19 protein-coding genes and 1 pseudogene are annotated in these 18259 nt (G+C 41.7%); 5 read left to right on the top strand and 15 right to left on the bottom strand.

Annotation, left to right across the window (positions count from 1 at the left end; translation table 11 throughout):
* The 9 genes and pseudogenes from IM319_RS02125 to pdxH all read right to left on the bottom strand — a co-directional run.
* A pseudogene (locus IM319_RS02125) lies at positions 1–190 on the bottom strand (DUF3782 domain-containing protein); the annotation flags it as partial.
* Between the two features lie 310 nt (positions 191–500).
* Positions 501–902: a type II toxin-antitoxin system VapC family toxin gene (locus IM319_RS02120; protein ID WP_287734439.1), complete on the bottom strand. Its 402-nt coding sequence runs from the start codon at positions 900–902 to the stop codon at positions 501–503.
* The gene (locus tag IM319_RS02115) at positions 881–1102 is read right to left on the bottom strand and encodes a hypothetical protein (protein ID WP_002780145.1); all 222 of its coding nucleotides are present in this window, start codon (positions 1100–1102) and stop codon (positions 881–883) included. Before IM319_RS02115 ends, IM319_RS02120 begins: the two co-directional genes overlap by 22 nt.
* A 162-nt stretch (positions 1103–1264) precedes the next feature.
* The gene (locus tag IM319_RS02110) at positions 1265–1477 is read right to left on the bottom strand and encodes a type II toxin-antitoxin system HicA family toxin (protein WP_287734437.1); all 213 of its coding nucleotides are present in this window, start codon (positions 1475–1477) and stop codon (positions 1265–1267) included.
* A gap of 2 nt (positions 1478–1479) precedes the next feature.
* The gene (locus IM319_RS02105) at positions 1480–1674 is read right to left on the bottom strand and encodes a type II toxin-antitoxin system HicB family antitoxin (RefSeq protein ID WP_287685214.1); all 195 of its coding nucleotides are present in this window, start codon (positions 1672–1674) and stop codon (positions 1480–1482) included.
* Between the two features lie 19 nt (positions 1675–1693).
* On the bottom strand, positions 1694–1915 hold the full coding sequence (locus IM319_RS02100; RefSeq protein WP_287734436.1) for a DUF2283 domain-containing protein: 222 nt from the start codon (positions 1913–1915) through the stop codon (positions 1694–1696).
* A gap of 24 nt (positions 1916–1939) precedes the next feature.
* Positions 1940–2224, bottom strand: coding sequence for a DUF4258 domain-containing protein (locus tag IM319_RS02095; RefSeq protein ID WP_353857171.1), 285 nt, complete (start codon positions 2222–2224; stop codon positions 1940–1942).
* A gap of 480 nt (positions 2225–2704) precedes the next feature.
* Positions 2705–3460, bottom strand: a complete 756-nt coding sequence (locus IM319_RS02090; RefSeq protein ID WP_287734434.1) for a hypothetical protein — start codon at positions 3458–3460, stop codon at positions 2705–2707.
* 799 nt (positions 3461–4259) lie between these two features.
* The gene (pdxH, locus tag IM319_RS02085) at positions 4260–4904 is read right to left on the bottom strand and encodes a pyridoxamine 5'-phosphate oxidase (RefSeq protein WP_287675500.1); all 645 of its coding nucleotides are present in this window, start codon (positions 4902–4904) and stop codon (positions 4260–4262) included.
* 51 nt (positions 4905–4955) lie between these two features.
* Here pdxH and IM319_RS02080 point away from each other — a divergent pair, with 51 nt between their 5' ends.
* Entirely contained in the window at positions 4956–5726 is a 771-nt protein-coding gene (locus IM319_RS02080) for a segregation/condensation protein A (protein ID WP_286824239.1), read from the top strand.
* Positions 5727–6052: 326 nt separating this feature from the next.
* Here the strand turns inward: IM319_RS02080 and IM319_RS02075 are convergent, their stop codons facing one another.
* The gene (locus tag IM319_RS02075) at positions 6053–7537 is read right to left on the bottom strand and encodes a glycosyl hydrolase family 57 (RefSeq protein ID WP_287734433.1); all 1485 of its coding nucleotides are present in this window, start codon (positions 7535–7537) and stop codon (positions 6053–6055) included.
* Positions 7538–7805: 268 nt separating this feature from the next.
* Between IM319_RS02075 and IM319_RS02070 the strand changes: the two genes are divergently transcribed.
* Complete coding sequence (locus tag IM319_RS02070; protein ID WP_287675497.1) at positions 7806–9113, top strand: hemolysin family protein; 1308 nt, start codon at positions 7806–7808, stop codon at positions 9111–9113.
* 36 nt (positions 9114–9149) lie between these two features.
* The gene (locus IM319_RS02065; protein ID WP_287734432.1) at positions 9150–9956 is read left to right on the top strand and encodes an Rpn family recombination-promoting nuclease/putative transposase; all 807 of its coding nucleotides are present in this window, start codon (positions 9150–9152) and stop codon (positions 9954–9956) included.
* A 35-nt stretch (positions 9957–9991) separates the two neighbouring features.
* Here the strand turns inward: IM319_RS02065 and IM319_RS02060 are convergent, their stop codons facing one another.
* Positions 9992–11329: a proton extrusion protein PcxA gene (locus IM319_RS02060; RefSeq protein ID WP_287685224.1), complete on the bottom strand. Its 1338-nt coding sequence runs from the start codon at positions 11327–11329 to the stop codon at positions 9992–9994.
* Between the two features lie 77 nt (positions 11330–11406).
* Between IM319_RS02060 and IM319_RS02055 the strand changes: the two genes are divergently transcribed.
* Positions 11407–13539 (top strand): recombinase family protein, encoded by a 2133-nt coding sequence (locus IM319_RS02055; RefSeq protein WP_287734431.1) that lies wholly within the window; start codon positions 11407–11409, stop codon positions 13537–13539.
* A 172-nt stretch (positions 13540–13711) separates the two neighbouring features.
* Here the strand turns inward: IM319_RS02055 and hypB are convergent, their stop codons facing one another.
* From hypB to IM319_RS02035, 4 genes are all read right to left on the bottom strand, one after another.
* Entirely contained in the window at positions 13712–14524 is an 813-nt protein-coding gene (gene hypB / locus IM319_RS02050) for a hydrogenase nickel incorporation protein HypB (protein ID WP_286824233.1), read from the bottom strand.
* The gene (locus tag IM319_RS02045; protein WP_002760536.1) at positions 14515–14859 is read right to left on the bottom strand and encodes a hydrogenase maturation nickel metallochaperone HypA; all 345 of its coding nucleotides are present in this window, start codon (positions 14857–14859) and stop codon (positions 14515–14517) included. Before IM319_RS02045 ends, hypB begins: the two co-directional genes overlap by 10 nt.
* A gap of 145 nt (positions 14860–15004) precedes the next feature.
* Entirely contained in the window at positions 15005–16075 is a 1071-nt protein-coding gene (gene hypE / locus IM319_RS02040) for a hydrogenase expression/formation protein HypE (RefSeq protein ID WP_287734429.1), read from the bottom strand.
* A gap of 105 nt (positions 16076–16180) precedes the next feature.
* Positions 16181–17050 carry an Rpn family recombination-promoting nuclease/putative transposase gene (locus IM319_RS02035; protein ID WP_287734428.1) on the bottom strand — a complete coding sequence of 290 codons (870 nt, stop codon included), beginning with the start codon at positions 17048–17050 and terminating at the stop codon, positions 16181–16183.
* A gap of 271 nt (positions 17051–17321) precedes the next feature.
* On the opposite strand from IM319_RS02035, the gene IM319_RS02030 reads away from it, so the two are divergent.
* Positions 17322–18215, top strand: coding sequence for a hypothetical protein (locus tag IM319_RS02030; RefSeq protein WP_286824228.1), 894 nt, complete (start codon positions 17322–17324; stop codon positions 18213–18215).
* Positions 18216–18259: the final 44 nt, after the last annotated feature.

The following is an 18259-nucleotide window of genomic DNA, read 5'->3' as shown; positions in this document are numbered from 1 at the left end:
TTTTCTGCTGTTGTCGGTCAGTTTCCTTGAGTTGTTGGGCGTTTTCCTTCTGTTGTTGACTGACTTCCTTCAATAGTAGGTCAGTTTCCTTGAGTTGTTTGTCAGTTTCTTTTTGAGCAGCAGTTAATTCGGCTTGAGCAGTCGCTAATTCGGCTAAGAGTCGCCATACGTCTTCGGATGTGGTTGCCATAGATAATTTTTTCCTGATGTCACCTATTCAATATTTTATCGGATTGCCACGCTTGCCGAAGGCACTGGGGAGCAGACTGCTGATTCAATTGGGTAAGGTGGAGGCTAATTAGTGGGACGAGAATCACCGCCACCAGCGACTAACATTCCTAATACTTTGATACACTTCTCTTAAGGCGACCAGTCCACCAAAATGAAGGATTAAAGGCGCTAAATTGGGAATAGAATTAACAATTATCTTCATTCTCTTTGATTTTTTGACTAATTCATGACTGGTTCGCTGAACGCTGGAAAATGCTAACGTTGATGGGTTATTCATTTGACAGATCATAGAGTTCTAAGCCTTGAATAAAACAAAAATCACTCAAATTCAATGTATATAGCTTAATATTCTGCACTAATGCTGTTGAGGCAATGATAGCGTCAGGGATGTTGAGTTTGTGACTGAGGGAGTAGGTTTCCATTAAGTTAATAAATTGATTGGATATTGCGACATCTACAGGAAAGGTATGTAGCAATCCGAGATGTCTTTTGATTTTGTTGAGTTCATTTTTATTGATTGCTCCATAATATAATTCGGCTTGAGTAATGGAACTAATGGCTAGTTGATTTAGTCCAATATGGCGAAGCTCTTCGATAATCCTATGATTATTTTTATAGAATTCAATGAGGATATTGGTGTCACATAAAATCATCGGTTTTCTTCTCGCCATGCTGCTTCACGGATAGATTTAGGGGTAATATCCCTGTCTTCCCACAATCCTGCTAGGGCAAAGAAGTCTTGCTCGTTATCAGATAATGTTGTTTGATCTTCGATGATTTCTACAGAGTCAACAAAATCTAAAGCAGTTAAAATTTTAGAGAGTGTTTCTGCTTTTTCTTGGTCACGAATGTGTACGATTAGTTGTTTCATGGTAGTTTATTTTGCATTAAGTTGGTATTAATTATTGCGGACAAAATGATATGGAGAGATTATTTCCACCAGCGACTCACTTCCCTAATGCCTTGATAGACTTCTCTTAAGGCGACCAGTCCACCAAAATGAAGGATTAAAGGGACTAAGTTGGGAATAGTTTTAGAGCAATTCTAAGAATTGTTCGATAGTTAAACCTGCTTCTTTAACAATCCCTGCCATTGTATAAGCATTAATCGGATTTGCTCGTGGAATGGTGATAGTACGTTCTCCATTCGTCATGGTGATATGTTTTCTCTGTCTAGTGATGCGAAACCCCGCTTTTTCAAAGGCATTAACAGCGCCTAGATGATTAATTACCGGTAATTTTGGCATACTTATCCCACTTCTACATAACGAATTTCAGCATCTTTGTTTAATTCTTCAATTGTCTCTAAATAGTCTTGTATTGCTTCTTTGATATTTTCGATGGCTTCTGTTTCAGTGTCTCCCTGTGACCAGCATCCGGGTAGATTAGGACACCAAATCGCATAACCTTCTTCGCTTTGTTTGAGTCGAACTTGATAGCGCATAAATAGTTACTCCGTAATTTTAACTTTCGATGGCGATTGCGGTTTCTAGGGAAATTTTAAGGTTGGTGTTTTCAGCAATTGTGTAATTAAGTTTTTCAAAACCGATAACTTTACCCTGCTTATTTTTCATTAAAATAACTTCGTCTCCGGTTTCTTCACAGAGGTATTCTGTATGACGATCCCCAAACCAAACGGTGAGAGTATTTCCCACCGGATCGTAATAAACATTTACTTCTGCCATAAAATTTCTCCTTCTTTAATTGCATCAGTGGGATAAGTTGTAATCACCGAAACCGTCTCCATTGAGTTTACGAATAATGGCACAGAGCCAACGTTTTTCTCGTTGAAGTTTGTAGAATAAATACACATCAGGATCACTGCGACTACGTCGAATTTCATCAGGTTGACTTAGGGTTTCTTGGACTAATTTTTCTTGTCCTTTCATTATGGGATGTTTGATCTGAGTAATGATTTCCCAATAGGCAACACTGACATGAATGGTACAATTAAGGGGTGTTAAAACATCGAAGAGCAGATTATTATCAGTCATGGTTCTGCCTCTCCCAATAGTTTTTGTTCCAAGCGAGTTATAGGCTAATTTCACTATTTTATCGGATTTCTGCAATCGCTGATTCACTTGGGTAAGGCGGAGGCTAATTAGTGGGACGGGAATCACCGCCACCACCGACTAACATCCTTAATCCCTTGATACACTTCTCTTAAGGCGACCTCTCCCCCAAAAGGGAGCATCTCATTTATGCAAGTGAGTAATTATACTTATCCCTAGAACTGGTTTCTAGCAAGGCTTTCAAAAGAGCTTGACATAAAACCTGATTTAGGGGTTACAAAGGTGAGATGCTCCCAGTGAGAGTACCCAAAGCATGAAGGGTATTTTCCCAGAAAGATAAGTCAACATTAGCAGGGGTTAAGGTGGCGGTTAAGGCTTGTAATGCCTCTGCACAGTAAGATTCATTCCCAATCCCTCTGGCTGTTTCTAAGGCTTCGGGTAAGATTTCGGATAAATAAAAAACTAACCACGTCGTCTATAATTACTCCATTCAGGAAACTCAGAAAGATATTCTTTATTGATTCCACGGATGCAAATGTATTCACCCTGAATCCAGGCTATTGAAATTCCAGAAGTTGACAGTGGCGATTTCCGTAAAATTAACCAAAACGGCAAGCACAATAGTGCAAATATTATTAACAATAGTGCAAATATTATTGAGCTGTAATGTACATTAACAGCAGCCATAATCATCCCAAAAATTACGCACGAGAAAATCGTATCTATTAATAATCTGTGCTGTTTTTTAACTTCTTGAGAAAGTCCAAAAGTGATTTTTTCGTATTTTGTCATAGCAAAATAGACAATGATAACCGGTATTGTTATAATCCAGGGTACAAAAATTAAAAAACTGATTCTAATCAGGGCAGAAAAAAGGGCAGAAAAATTAACAAATAAAGGATTAAAGGATAAAGTATGTTCTTCTTTTCCCATTACCGGGCGATTGGTTTTGATACAGCGATTTGGTAGAGATGCCCCCCGCAACATCACCAGATATCCATCATACTGCCATATTCTCTTTCCCTTATCTTTAGGAATACAGTAAATATCAACGGGTTCATTATTTAAGTTAACCTCAAAATTCACCAATAAACCTACTCTGGCAAATTCCTTTTCGTCCTTCCACTCGGAGTTTGTGAACTGGTATCTTGTCCCGTCATTGCCTCTGATAACCCCTGTGTTATTAGAGATGTCGAAGCGTAAAATAGTTCCTTCCATCTGCCAAAAATCCTTGAGCAAAACCTTACTTATTTCTTCTAAGTATATCGTAAAAAGCTGATCTGCAAGAGGAACATAAGTTTCATATGCTAATACTTCGGATAAGACTTAAGGTAAATGGGGAGCTAATGGGACTCAGGCGCTTTCGGTCAGCAAAAAAGGCTCAAACCATTACCGGACAAGGGGTTAACCTCGATTTGTGATTTTCATTGATATATCTGGGTTTCAGCGATTTTGGGCTTCTCGAAGTAAGTCCCAAGCGGGGATTGGGGTTGAGGCTTTTCTTGATTTGTTTTTTGTCTAAGTCCCACTAACCCTGTCAATATCAATGCCCTTGCACGGTTGGACTTATCCCCAATCCCTCTGGCAATTTCTAAAGTTTCGGGTAACAAAGCAGGGGAAAGATAGGGATTGATTGCGATAGGAAGAAGATTTTAAAGAAGCGGATATAACGGGTTTAGGTTCAGGATCAACACCGTGTTTTTTTTATATCTCACACCATTCGGGATTGTCATAAACTCTTGCCAAAGATTCAGCCTCTAAAGATGCCGGACGATCTCTAATTGGAGTTGAGATTGTACCCAAATCACTAACCCATTATAAACAATTGCTGATCTATCGTTTTTCTGAGACTTTAGGGCGGACGGATTGCCTTTCTACAAATGGCATAATAGCCCAACCCGATCGCTAAGGGAAGCGCGGGTTGGGAAAAGAAATCGACCTAATATTATCTCAAGACTAAAATGACAAATTGAATTAGCATCGAGCTATTTTGCCAATACAAGGTGTCAAGATCAAACTAAGGGGCTAAACGTTGCCTTTGCCAGCTGCCATCTTCTTGACGATAATAACAGAGACGATCGTGGAGACGACTGGGGCGACCTTGCCAGAACTCGATTAAACTAGGAATTAGGCGAAAACCGCCCCAATGAGGAGGACGGGGAACTTCACGACCAGCATATTCTTCTTTTAGTTCTGCCAGGCGTTTTTCGAGGATATCCCGCCCAGAAATCACTTCACTTTGATGGGAGGCCCAGGCCCCTAAACGAGATTCCCAGGGACGGACAAAAAAGTAATTATCCGATTCCTCCTCGCTGATTTTTTCTACAGTTCCCTCAATCCTAATTTGCCGTTGCAATTCTCCCCACCAAAACACTAGGGCCGCATTGGGATTAGCGATTAATTCCTGTCCTTTGGCGCTGTGGTAGTTGGTAAAGAGAACAAAACCGCGAGGATCGAAGTCTTTCAACAATACCATGCGGGCCCGGGGTTTACCCTCCGGGGAAATAGTAGCTAAAGTCATCGCGTTGGGTTCCAATCTTCCCGAAGATACCGCCCGTTCTAGCCATTGTTTAAATACAATGAAAGGATCGGCAGATGTTTCTGACTCTAGCAATTCTTCAAGATTGTAGTCCAAGCGCAGGTCAGCGATCGATATGTCCATGGTTTTGCTTGCTAAATTCTATCCTTTGAGATCCTACAAGATTCTACAATCATGACTATCACCTCGGCCAGTGATGCGATCGCCTCTCTTTTAGAAATGGCGGAACAGGGAGAGATTGACCCCTGGGATGTGCAGGTTATCGATGTGATCGATCGCTTTTTGGCAGAATTGGGGTTATTAAATGATCTAGATTTAGCCATGGCCCAGGCTAATTTACCCCAATCGGGACAGGCTTTTTTATGGGCTTCCATGTTAGTTTTATTTAAGGCTGATACCCTAGAAAGATTGTCTTTAGACCAGCAAGAAGAAAGTCTGATTGATGAGGAAATTAGCGAGTTAGAACGGGAATTAAGAACTTTACCCCGTTATCTAGAAAATCATATTCGCCGTCGTACTGCCGCCCCACCACCGCGAAAAAGACGGGTAACTTTGCAGGAGTTAATCACTCAATTACAACAGATTGCCCTAGAGATTGAAGCTTTACCGAAACTGCCTGTAGTTGTCCCGAAACCCCGTCCCCAATCCCGACGGGAAGCGTTACAAATTATCACGGAATTAGCCCACCAAGAAAACCTGACGGAATTGGCGGCGGAACTGGACTTTTTTTTGCAGAGAAAGTTTTTTCAATTAGAGAAAAAGGAGATAGAGTTTGAGTATTTATTAGATTTATGGCAAGCAGAAAAGCCCTCTAGTCACTCGGCAACACAGGAAAAGGTGGCGATTTTTTGGGCTTTACTTTTACTGGCTTCTCAATCAAAAGTGGAATTAAAACAAGAGGATTTTTATCAGGATTTGAGTATTTCTTTAATTAGGGTTTGCTGAAAAAGTTTTTCGGTGGTGGTAGGAGTCAGGAGTCAGGAGTCAGGAGTCAGGAGTTTCAGGCTTTGTTGCCCTTGTTTTTTGTACCAAGCGATGTACTATAAGAAGGATAATGCAAGGTTTTTGAAAGTCCCAATCCTATTTTCGCAGCATGAACATCGGACTTTAACAGGTCAAAAGCTTTATTTTAAAAGGGTTTTACCATTATTCAGCAAGCCCTAAATATTTGTCAACTTTTTCAGCCTAAGTTACTTCATCGGCGAACATACTCTACTAATATATTTGTACTATCTAGGGCGCAGATTCTGCGCCCTAGATACCTTACTATCTTAGCGAGTTAAGGCTGCGCCTCTTTCGTACAAAGTGCGGGCATAATCGGTCCAAGTACCCTGGCCCCAATAACGGAAACAACTGGTTTGCACGAGCAAATTATAAAGCAGTGCCTCCAGATAATCCGGTCGTCGGGTGAAGCTAGGATCCGCCTGTACTAAAGGAGCATATTTCTCGTGGAATTTAGCGCTTAATTGGTTCATCGGTTCGAGGACATTTTCGTAACCGCGCACCCAACTGAGATCATTTGTCCAAGATGCCCCATCCATGGTAAAACGGTGGTCGGACTGTTTTAACTCAGCGATCGCCTGTTCCACTGCTTCAGGGGTAGCGGCATCCGAATTAACTCCCTGCCAGATTTTATGCTGGTGTACGGCTTGAATTGGGGGATAATCTTGGGGATTAACGCCAGCGGCCTCGATTAACTCCAGATATTCCGTGCCGTTAAATCCTGCCACAGTGGAACTCCCCTGCATTTCCCGCCAAGGATTGGGAAAATCGCGAGGAAATTCATTCATCATCACGCCACCATTTTCACCGTCGGCAATCTGGGAACCTAGGGAAGGAACCCAAACGCCGCCGATTTGCTGTTTACTGCGGCATTTGGCCTCGTGGTAGGGTTGCATTTGGGCGACTAATTTGGTGTCGGAACCCTGGGTTTTAATCAAAGCAGTAATCGCAATCACTTCACCCCGAGAATTGCGCGCCAGCAAGCGATTAGGAATATATTTTTGTTCCTGACTCAATCCCGAACCGTCGAGATTTTCCACCGAGTGTTCCTGTACCAATAACCAACGATAGCCGCATTCTTTCAGGGCTTTAATATACTCGTAGAGGGTATCGGGATGGTTAGGAAGGTGCATTTCCGGGGGAGAGAACCCTTTGACTCGTTTCAGGGCATCTGGGCCAAAAATCGAGGCAAAATAGGTTTGCCATGCTTGCATCTGCAATTTTAGATCGGGAATCGGTGTGGAAGGAGCCACCGCATGACTCCACATCGTCCCCAACCATTCCACATAGGGTTGATATTGACTGTTACAGGTGATTAATTTGAGTTTATCGAGGATATCCTGCCGTCCCATCTGTACCAAACCCCAGAGGAGATTGCCGGAATAATCGAGCATAATCCGGGGATTACAGCCTTCCGCCACCAATTCTGGGACAAAATCGCCCATGCGACTGTAACACCAGGCAAAAACACTGGCATTATGGTTATCACCATCCCCCTGATTTTCGAACATATGCTGGAGATTGCAGATTAATTCACCGTTAACACCCGCGGGGATGGTGGGTTGGTGCATATGCAAGGCACAGGCAAAACCAGCCTGAATATTGTCTAAGTTGAGATTTGTTGTCGGTAAAAAGATCGGATCATCGTGATTAACAATCGCCGCGATTTCCTGTTCCCAACCGCAAATAGTCGGTAGTCCGGGGCGGATTTCCGTGATAGCGTTCGATTTCGATGATACGGGTGTAGCGATCATAATTTTTCAGGCGAATAGATTGAGATAGTTTGTCCCCACTCTCCCAGGGACAACTTTTTTTACTGGCAACAGGTCACTCTTGACTGTTCACTGCTAACTGAGCTAAGAGCGCGAACTTTATCCTATCCCATTTATACTGAGAGTACCCCCTCTCCAGACACAAGCCTTCGTAACTCGTTAAAAATCAAGATGATTCTTTACTGAACTTAACCGATCCTCGCACTATGATCCAAACAACTATCCGCCCTTTTACCTGTAACTTTTAACCATGTTCTCGGCGACTACCGAAATTCTTGTTATACTCTTCCTCATCCTCCTCAATGGAGTCTTTGCCCTCTCGGAAATTGCCATTGTCTCGGCGCGCAAAGTCCGTTTAGAACAATTAGCCAGAGATGATCGAAGGGCGGCGATGGCCTTAAAATTGGCCAATGATCCCAATCAAATTTTATCGACGGTGCAGATTGGCATTACCCTAGTGGGAATCTTTGCCGGGGCCTACGGAGGAGCCAATTTATCGGTCAGTGTGGCGCAATTATTGGCGCAAGTTCCCGTTTTAGCCCCCTACAGTCAAGCTTTGGGATTAGGATTAGTGGTGTTAATTATTACCTATCTATCCCTAGTGGTGGGGGAATTAGTGCCGAAACGGTTAGGTTTAAGTAATCCCGAAAAAATCGCTATCCTCGTTGCTGATCCTCTCGATAAGCTATCGAAAATTGTTTCGCCCGTTGTCCATCTTTTGAGTCAATCGACTAATCTGATTCTCAGTTTGTTGGGGATTAGCGCTAATAATAATGATTCCCCCATTACGGAAGAAGAATTGAAAATTATGCTTAAACAGGGAACCGAAGCGGGAACCTTTGAGGAAGCAGAACAGGATATGGTGGAAAGGGTGTTAGGATTGGGCGATCGCCGAGTAAGTCAGATTATGACCACGCGCCCAGATATTATTTGGCTAGATTTGGAAGATAGTGCCGAAATTAACCGCCAGAAGCTAATTGAGAGCAATCATAACCGTTTTCCTGTGTGTCAGGGCAGTTTAGATGAGGTTTTGGGGGTAATCGAAGTCACAGACTTATTGGCAGATTGTTTAACCGGTGAAAGTTTCGACCTGACGAAGGATTTACAACAGCCGCTTTTTGTGCCGGAAAGCACTAGGGGTTTAAAGGTGTTAGAATTGGTGCAGCAAAGTGGTCATCATATTGCCTTGGTAGTGGATGAGTACGGGGTAATTCAAGGATTGGTGACGCGCAAGGATATTTTAGAGGCAATTGTCGGCGATTTACCCCAATTAGATAATATTGAAGATGCTCAGATCGTGCAGCGGGAAGATGGTTCTTGGTTGATCGATGGTACAGTGGCGATCGAAGATTTTAAAGAATTATTTGAAATCAGTGAATTACCGGGGGAAAAACAGGGCAATTATCACACTTTAGGTGGTTTTATTATTACCTATCTTGGTAGGATTCCGGGGGCTGCCGCTCATTTTGAATGGCAAAGGTTGCGCTTGGAAGTGGTGGATATGGACGGTAATCGTGTCGATAAGGTGTTAGTCACGCTATTGTTGGATGATTTGTAAGTAATTGTTAGTAAACATCTAGATTTTTTCAAGCTTGTGAAGACCGATACAATTTTTTATCAACTCTTGCAAACTTTTCCAGGGTTAATTTTTGAATTACTGGGAGAATCAACCCAGAAAGCTGAAAATTATCAATTTTCCTCGCGAGAAATCAAAGAATTAGCGCGTCGTTTTGACGGTATTTTTTTACCAACCACAGCAGCACCGGAACTAATTATTTACTTTGTTGAAGTGCAATTTCAGGATAAAAGTGATTTTTATTGGCGATTTTTAACAGAAATTGTCATCTATCTCAATCAGTATAAACCCGTTCAGGATTGGATAGCTGTAGCTTTATTTGCCTCCAGGGATCTGGATAATAACTTTCCCTATCAACTGCGGGGATTTGAGATAACGGGACAGATCAGACGTATTTATTTAGATGAATTAATCGATAATCTGGCTCCGTCTCTGGGTTTAGGAATTATTCAGTTAATTGTCGCTACACCCCAATTAGCACAGCAACGAGGAAAACCACTTTTAGAAAAAGCGATCGCTGAAATTGATGATCTAGTTTTCCAGCAAAAAGTTGTAGAATTAATTGAAAGAACCTTAGCCTATAAATTTACTAATCTTAGTCGCACGGAGTTAGAAGCTATGTTCGGATTAGATGATCTCAGACAGACTCGACTTTATCAAGAAGCTAGAGAAGAAGGTCGTGAAGAAGGTCGTGAAGAAGCTAAAACTGAAGCGATCGCCAGTTTACTAGCTTTAGGTTTAAGTATAGAACAGATTGCCACTGCTTTGCAGTTAGAACTTACCAAAGTACAAGAGACAGCGGCCAAATTATCCCCCCCAAATTAGCAGGGTAAATTATCAAGTTTCTCCCTGATTTTACCCTATTCATTCATATTACGATAGGTAGCCACTGCCGAGGGAGAAATGCGATTGAGATAACGGAAAATCCAATATTTTAAGACTGTATCCAAGATAACGGGAAAAGTGGCGATAAAGAGAAAATTAAACTCGCGATTTTCCGGTAAACCGAAATGACGACTTAACCCTTCTAGGATGACTTCCCAACCGTGGGGAGAGTGGAAACCGACAAATATATCGGTAAAGAGAATAATTAAAAAAGCTTTAGCTGAATCGCTAAGATTATAGAGAATGCCATCAAGAAAAGACTTGACAATCTCGATTTCCCGACGACTAAAAGCGATAACAAAACCAAAGGCAATCAGGGAACAAATATCGGCGAAAATATTAGCGATTGCGTTTAAACCTCGTTGGCGAAATTCTTCACTTAGTACCGCTGCTTTTTTAGTAATTTCTCCCTCGATTTCTTCGTTAGATAATTTGGGTGCTAAACCAATCATACCTCGAAAATGTAAAGCTTCCTCAAATCTTCTCAATTCCGAAAAAGCTTCTTCTTCTAAATCCTGATTGATAAAAATAAACTGTTCCTGTTGTTGGAAATATTTATTAACCAAGGGGGTGATCAGGAAAGTTTTGGTTAATTGCTGGGTTAATAAAGGAACAATAATTAACAGTAAAATAAACTTGAGAGAAATGGCTGTTTTATAACGAGAATTGCGAAATCTTTTTAAAACTGCCTCCTCCGATTCCTCCGCTTGGGGATCGATTTCCTGCTTAATGCGATTAAAAGTATTGACAAAAGAACGGGGTAAAACTCCCGGTTTTTCCGTAGCTTTTTGGGATTTATTGCTTTTGATCATTTCCTCATCTTCAATACTACCCGCCGCTAAAAAAGAGCGATTTCTGGAAGTCTTATTTTTGGCTGTTTCCTGCTCAAAATTTCTGTTCTGGAGACTTTTGGGACCATCTTCAAGATATTCTTGCCAATAATTACCTTGATATTTTCCGATAACACTATCGATAAACTGAAGTTTTTTCAGACAAACATCTGTGGTGACAGTAATCACCCCATTATTAATTGTCGGTTGATTTGGTCCGAAGGTATTAACGATCGAGCGACTGGCTTTAAACTCCGTCAATCTGACTTTAATTTTTTGCAGATAACCTTTAACTTCTGCGATAAAATAGGAATTAGTGGTACTGCCATAATTCGAGAACTCCGCTGCCACTTTTCGCCCTTGAAAATGCTTGTCTTCTATCTCCTTAATCTTCAAAGCTGCATGATAAGCCTCATCTAAAGAACGTTCAGGAGTTTGTAATAACCATTGATTAACACCTTGCAAAATCCGATTAAGATTCATAGGAAACAATTACTTCCACAAGGAAAAAAGCTAGAGTACCAATCAGTCATCTTAACAAATACAATCGAGAAAAAACGATGTCAATCATACCAATTTGGATCGAAGGTGGGACTCGATCGGGAAAAACCACCGCTTTAGTCGGGGAATTTCGGCGCTGGGTTGTTTCTCAACGTCAGTCCCAGGATTCATTGTATCTCGATCGATCGAAATCATCGCCCCTTTCCCAAACGGTCTTAGTTTTCGCTGCCAACGATGATAACAAACGGGAATTAGCCGATCAATTAGCCCTTGCTGTTAGGGGTAGCTATCCGATTCTCTGCAAAACCCCTTTAGGTTTTCTCACCGATGAAGTCATCCTGTTTTGGCCGTTAATTTTCGAGTCTTTAGGGCTAAAAGCGCAATTTCCCCGCCGATTACGCCCAGAAACGGAACAGGAACTCGCCACCCGTCTCTGGCAACCAGCGATCGCTGAATTCTTCCAGCTTACTAGCATAAATGAATATCGTTTTGTCCGTCAAGTTCTCGATTTGTTACAATTAGCCGGCGCTAGTGGTGTTCCCGCAGAAAAGATACCCGAAAGATTAGCCGACGGATTATCAGAAACAGATTTAAAACGAGTTTTAGCGATTAATGAGCAGGAAACACCAGAAAAAGTGGGAGAATTAATCATTCAATGGCGTGATTGGTCTCTAGAACGTGGTTTATTAAGTTATGGTATCATCTACGAACTCTATTGGCGCTATTTATTTCCTGATAGTCGTTATCAGCAGCAACTATTAAAACGCTTCCGGGGAGTTTTTGCGGACGATGTGGACGATTATCCGGCTATTGCCAAGGATTTACTCAGTTTTTTCCTCGATCATGATTGTTTTAGCGTTTTTACCTACAATCCCCAGGGAAAAATTCGCTTAGGATTAACTGCCGATCCCGATTATCTACAAAAATTAGCGGCACGCTGTCAAATTATGCCATTATCTACCACCGACGGGTTAGCTGCTCAGTTTAGCGAGACGGTTCTCTCCTTAATCAGCGACGGTAACTATCTTGGCAATCTTCCCGATCAATTCATCTCCCTGCAAACCACCTCTCGCGCCGAATTGTTACGGAAGACAGCCACAGCTATTATTCAAGCAGTCAAGCAAGGAGAGGTAAAATCCGAAGAAATCGCCGTTATTGCCCCCGGTTTAGACGAAATCGCCCGTTATAGCCTGATGGAAATTTTAACCGGTGCTGGGATACCCGTTCAACCCCTCAACGAACAACGACCCCTGATCAGTTGTCCTCTGATTCGGGCCTTATTGACCCTTCTCGCCCTTGTTTACGCAAATTTGGGGCGTTTAGCCCCCCAAGAGGCCATAGCGGAAATGCTGGTGATTTTTAGCCGTTATTGCTGGGATGAAGAAGAGAATTTAATTCCCGATATCGATCCAATCCGCGCCGGATTAATTGCCGATCATTGTTATCAAGTGCATCCGGAAAATCCTCGTTTATTAGCGATCGAAACTTTTCCCCGTTGGGATCGCTTAGGACAAAAAGCTTGTACTGCCTACGAAAGAATTTGTCACTGGATCGAAGGGATGAAAAAACGGCAGCAGGAAGCGAAACTTTTCCCGATTTTTGTCTTAAATCAAGCGATCGAACAATTATTAAACGATGGGGAAAATTTGCCCTTCGATCACTTGGCAGCTTTACGAGAATTAATGGAAACTGCCCAACATTTTTGGGAGATCGATCGCCGTTTGCGTGAGAGTGAACCCTGTTTTCAAAGTCCCAGCGAAACTATTAGTCAGTTTATCCAACTTTTGCGCCGTGGCACAATTACTGCTAATCCCTATCCCGTGCGACAATTTATTAAATCTTCCTCAGCAGTCACCCTAGGCAATATCTTTCAATATCGTTCTTTTCGTTCTAGTCATCGTTGGCATTTTTGGCTAGATTGTTCCTCTCCACTCTGGGAACAAGGAGGTGCTGCTACTCTTTTTGCTGCGCCGATTTTTTGGCGAGAAAGTCCATATCAACGCTGGACAACAGAAGCAGAATTAGAGGAAAATCAGGCACGTTTACAGAGAGTTTTAAGGGATTTATTGGCAAGGGTAAGCGAAAAAGTTATCCTCTGTCACAGTGATTTAGGAGTATCGGGAACCGATCAAACCGGACAACTTTTATCCTTAGTACAAGCGGCAAAAGAATATGATTATAGTATTACTTGAATTATCGGGATTGAAACTTTAGCAAGTATCTAGTGCCGATCCATAAGGAGTCATGCACACATTTCTTTACTTTTTTTGACAAAATCGCCTGTAGACAAGTGAGTAGAAGTATTCCACTTTATTGATTCTGTAGGATAGATTTTGAACGAATCTCTAATTTTGTTAAGCTAACTTAAACCAGCGATTTTAACCAACCGTACCAAGCATCTAAACCTTCTCCAGTGGTAGCGGAAACTTGAAAAACTTTCAGATTGGGATTAACTTGATAGGCGTAATCTAAACAGCGATCGAGGTTAAAATTAACGTAGGGCAGTAGGTCTATTTTTGTCAAGATCATGACTTGAGAAGCGTGGAACATATAGGGATATTTAATCGGTTTATCTTCTCCTTCGGTGACGGAAAGAATGACGACTTTGGCATTTTCTCCCAAATCAAATAAAGCAGGACAAACTAGATTACCTACATTTTCGATCATGACTAAAGAATTCATCGGTGGATCGAGTTCGATTAATCCTCTCTCTACCATTGATGCTTCTAAATGACAACCTGTTCCGGTATTAATTTGGATAACCTGACAACCGGTTTCACTAATTTTTTGGGCATCGTTAGCTGTTGCTTGATCTCCCTCAATGACACTGATAGGAATAGCGGTTTTTAAATCGGCAATTGTGCGAGTTAAAAGGGTAGTTTTTCCCGAACCGGGGGAAGAAACTAGATTAAGGGCAACAGTTTTTCTCCCCTTCAACCAACCGCGATTTTGTGCCGCTAACAGATTATTTTTTGCCAGCAGATTTTGCTCAACTTGGAGAATGCTACCATGAATTTGAGCGTGAATTTCCGCAGGATGATGGGGATGCTCATGCTCGTGATCGTGATGGCTATGGCTAATAACAGTACCATCGGCTAAAATATGTTCATGGGTCCCCGTTTGCGGATTAGTTACCATCACTTCCGAGTTATCAGAACAACCACAGGTTACACACATAAGGATTCTGTCTCCAACGATTTGAGATTTAATTCTTGACCCTGTAAAATGACTATATTGCGACTACCACATCGATCGCAGATTCCGTAGGGATATTCTAGTTCTAGCTCATTTCCGCAATCTTGGCACTGTCCTAAACCAGAAATTTCCAGAATCTCTAACATTGCCCCCTCTATATTAGTACCTTGACAACAGGTATCAAAACAAAAAGCGATCGATTCTGGCATAATTGCCGTTAGTTTACCAATCTCTAACACCACGCGCTTAACTTTCATTCCTCGCGAGTGTTCTAAAGCAAGTTCAATAATATTTTGGGTAATTCCTAGTTCGTGCATTTTCAGTTATCAGTTATCAGGGAACAGGGAACAGGGAACAGGAAACAGGGAGAAGGGAGCAGGGAAATTTCAACTAAAACCCCAAAACCCCAACTATCTGTTTTTTTAGTTTTCACTTTTTCCTTTAAAACTGTCTCCTGTCTAATTAACATATTCTCGGTAATTGTTCACCGACTAACATATCGAGAATCCTTTTAGTGCCGAAAGCGGTTTTTAAGTAAACTAAATTGGGGGGAGAAGCGACGACTTCCCCGATACAAGCGGCATTTTTACCGTCAGGATGGGAACGCATCACTGCTAAAACGCGATTTTCCGCCTCCGGAGGCACGACAAGGACTAATTTGCCCTCATTTGCCAGATAAAGCGGTTCTAAGCCCAATAATTCGCACATTCCTCGCACTTCTTCCCGGATGGGGATCGCCGTTTCCTGTACTTGTATTCCCACCCCTGAACTTTGGGCGAATTCGTTTAAAACTGTGGCTAATCCGCCTCTAGTGGCATCCCGCATCGCTTTAACTTCCGGGCAAACTGCCAGAATTGCAGAAATTAAAGAATTCAGAGCTTGACAATCGCTTTCGATTGTGCATTGCAGGTCTAATTCGTCCCGGGCCATCAGAATGGCGGTGCCGTGATCCCCCAGAAAACCGTTAATCAAAATGCGATCGCCAATTTGTAAATTATTGGCACTGGAATTGATTCGGGCCGGAATTACTCCGACTCCAGAGGTATTAATAAATATTTGATCCCCTTGTCCCCTGGGAACGACTTTTGTATCCCCGGTGACGATTTTTACCGCTGCTTTGTCGGCGGCTATTTTCATGCTGGTAACGATGGTTTTTAGGGTGTCGATAGATAAACCTTCTTCGAGGATAAAACTACAACTGAGATAGAGAGGAATTGCCCCACCGACAGCCAAATCATTAACGGTTCCATTGACTGCTAAACTGCCAATATCACCCCCCGGAAAGAATAGGGGAGAAACCACATAGGAATCGGTGGTAAATGCCAAGCGATCGCCTATTTTAGCCAAATCTTTAATCTCAAATCGGGCTTGATCTTCAAGGGTTGCCAGTAAGTTATTATCAAAGTTATTAACGAATATCTCATTAATTAAATCCCGCATTGCTTTGCCACCACTGCCATGGGAGAGAGTGATATTTGTGTCGGTAATTTTGTTTTTTTTAAATTTTAAAGAAGCTGAAGGAGTGCTAGTCATAGGTGAGGTAGGAAGTTTTCGTTTTGGGTAGTCGGTGGTCGATACCAAATTAGGTTACACTTTATCCTGAGGAGAAATGCTGTCATAGCCTACTGCTAGATTATCTTAATGGGTTTCTGGTATTTCTCGCACTTTTTCTACAGTTAAGTCCAAAGCTTGAGCAATTTGTTCTACAGTTAAACCTAAAGCCAATAAACGCGGCACAGATTCCAGTTTACCTTCCAGTTTACCTTCCAGTTTACCTTCCAGTTTACCTTCCAGTTTACCTTCCAGTTTACCTTCCAGTTTACCTTCCAGTTTACCTTCCAGTTTACCCTCCAGTTTACCTTCTTCTCGAACGTCTTGAAAATAACGGGTTTGTTTCAGTTCATCTAAACTAAACATGGCTTCTATCTCCCGGCGACTTAGACGTGGTAATTTATAGATAAGGATCGTTTCTATTAATTGTAGGAGGTTTTGCGGTTGGGTAAATTCAGTTCGCACTCGTTCAATAAGTTGTTTGGCTGTTGCCACTGCTTGATTTTCTTTAGCAATAATTAATTTTATAGTGGCAATACCGAGGGAATCTTGATTAATATCATCTAGTTCATCTAAATATATTCGCGTCACTCTCCCAGATGTCAATAAGTCTTGGTAACGTACAACCTGATCTGATTCTACCCGACGATGGGGATAAATGACCACCCCGTGCCAATCATTGTTAAAAGTAGTTTTACTGAGATATAAGAAGATTTCAGCAAAGAAACGGCCATAAAAATTCTGATCATCTTGAAATTGCACCTCGCAGAAATAAATAGGAATGCTAGGATCGGTAATATTGGGCAAAAATACGCCATCAATACGAAAAGCTAGTTGCTTAATTTCGACGGAATCAAAGCGGTAATTCTCTGCTTCTCTGGGGGCAAGGTTGATTAATTCAAAGAAAATTGACGGATAAGATTGAAAAAGATCATAAAAAATACTGTCGGTTTTCATGGGGAACTTGTGGTGGTAAGCTCTGCAAAAAATTTTCGCTGTTTTATCCCAATTCCACTAACTTTATCTTACCATGTAGATAGAGAGTTTTCCTGCTAATCATTTTCATTATAGCAGTTATCTTTGCCAAACCAATGCTAAAAGCTAATACCTAAAATAACCGATAAATGATCGAGTCTGAACATCGCCCCCTGGTCAGGGCGCTATAGCTGACAATGAGTCGCTATAATAGAATTCGCCGATCGCTAACTTCTCCCTCGGTAAAATTTCTATGACTGGAAGACTGAACAAGCTACAACAAGATTTAAAGAACATAGAAACGGAAGTGGCAAATTTAGCCGAAAGAATGCGAGAAAAATACCGAATTTATCTTGATTTACTCGGTGAATCTCTCTATAAACAGGCGATCGGGGCAGTGTATTATATATGTACCCGTTACTATGGGGGGGAATTTCTGGCCCTCTCCCACAGCAATCGTCAGAAACTACAAGAGGAGATCAAAGCTCTAGGACAAGAGGCTAAAGCCAGTTTACAGCAATTGGGCGAGCAGAGCTTCGAGCGAGGGGCATTTTCAGGGGTAGGATTCTCTAAAAGTCCAGCAGAGACAGTTAACACCCCAGATTTCTTGAAACTTTTTCTAGACAAACGGGAAAATCTAGCCGCAACTGGAGAGATTAATAACCCCGATACTTTACTTTATTGTTGTCGAGTGCTGGAAAAAAACTGTATCGAGATTCTCAATCATCTCTCTAAACAAATTAATCAGCAACTACAAAAAGCTTATATTCTTCCCCCTTATCTACCCAGTCAAATTATCGATATGGCAATTCAAGCGGGAGAAGAAGGACAATCCCTAGGTGGAGGAAATAATATGTTAAACATTCTAGTGGAAGCTAAAAACCCTGAACCAGAGGAAGAAAAAGATGAAGATGAAGATGATGGGGATGATCATGATTTTTCAAGTAGCAAAGTCACTAAAGTAACGGCGATTCATCTACGAATGGCTGAACTTGAATTTGCTGATACGCGCTTAAGTGTCGAAAGAAATCAAATTCGCTCCCTTTGGGAACAATTAAATCGTCTAGGGGAACAATATCATCGTATTCGCAAAGAATATACTATCGCTCAAGCGGAAGCGGCGTGGCGCAGTAGTTGGTATGATTAATCAGTTATGATCAAACAGAGGTATTAGGGAAACATAATACCGGG

It is taken from the genome of Microcystis sp. M113S1, from assembly GCF_020246945.1.
Taxonomy (GTDB): domain Bacteria; phylum Cyanobacteriota; class Cyanobacteriia; order Cyanobacteriales; family Microcystaceae; genus Microcystis.
This window is presented reverse-complemented; position numbering and strand designations above follow the sequence as displayed.

Excerpts from the sequence above, each read along its gene's own strand:
- IM319_RS02120 (WP_287734439.1), bottom strand. The coding sequence starts at position 902 with ATGGCGAGAAGAAAACCGATGATTTTATGTGACACCAATATCCTCATT.
- IM319_RS02115 (WP_002780145.1), bottom strand. The coding sequence starts at position 1,102 with ATGAAACAACTAATCGTACACATTCGTGACCAAGAAAAAGCAGAAACA.
- IM319_RS02110 (WP_287734437.1), bottom strand. The coding sequence starts at position 1,477 with ATGCCAAAATTACCGGTAATTAATCATCTAGGCGCTGTTAATGCCTTT.
- IM319_RS02105 (WP_287685214.1), bottom strand. The coding sequence starts at position 1,674 with ATGCGCTATCAAGTTCGACTCAAACAAAGCGAAGAAGGTTATGCGATT.
- IM319_RS02100 (WP_287734436.1), bottom strand. The coding sequence starts at position 1,915 with ATGGCAGAAGTAAATGTTTATTACGATCCGGTGGGAAATACTCTCACC.
- IM319_RS02095 (WP_353857171.1), bottom strand. The coding sequence starts at position 2,224 with ATGACTGATAATAATCTGCTCTTCGATGTTTTAACACCCCTTAATTGT.
- IM319_RS02090 (WP_287734434.1), bottom strand. The coding sequence starts at position 3,460 with ATGGAAGGAACTATTTTACGCTTCGACATCTCTAATAACACAGGGGTT.
- pdxH (WP_287675500.1), bottom strand. The coding sequence starts at position 4,904 with ATGGACATATCGATCGCTGACCTGCGCTTGGACTACAATCTTGAAGAA.
- IM319_RS02080 (WP_286824239.1), top strand. The coding sequence starts at position 4,956 with ATGACTATCACCTCGGCCAGTGATGCGATCGCCTCTCTTTTAGAAATG.
- IM319_RS02075 (WP_287734433.1), bottom strand. The coding sequence starts at position 7,537 with ATGATCGCTACACCCGTATCATCGAAATCGAACGCTATCACGGAAATC.
- IM319_RS02070 (WP_287675497.1), top strand. The coding sequence starts at position 7,806 with ATGTTCTCGGCGACTACCGAAATTCTTGTTATACTCTTCCTCATCCTC.
- IM319_RS02060 (WP_287685224.1), bottom strand. The coding sequence starts at position 11,329 with ATGAATCTTAATCGGATTTTGCAAGGTGTTAATCAATGGTTATTACAA.
- IM319_RS02055 (WP_287734431.1), top strand. The coding sequence starts at position 11,407 with ATGTCAATCATACCAATTTGGATCGAAGGTGGGACTCGATCGGGAAAA.
- hypB (WP_286824233.1), bottom strand. The coding sequence starts at position 14,524 with ATGTGTGTAACCTGTGGTTGTTCTGATAACTCGGAAGTGATGGTAACT.
- IM319_RS02045 (WP_002760536.1), bottom strand. The coding sequence starts at position 14,859 with ATGCACGAACTAGGAATTACCCAAAATATTATTGAACTTGCTTTAGAA.
- hypE (WP_287734429.1), bottom strand. The coding sequence starts at position 16,075 with ATGACTAGCACTCCTTCAGCTTCTTTAAAATTTAAAAAAAACAAAATT.
- IM319_RS02035 (WP_287734428.1), bottom strand. The coding sequence starts at position 17,050 with ATGAAAACCGACAGTATTTTTTATGATCTTTTTCAATCTTATCCGTCA.
- IM319_RS02030 (WP_286824228.1), top strand. The coding sequence starts at position 17,322 with ATGACTGGAAGACTGAACAAGCTACAACAAGATTTAAAGAACATAGAA.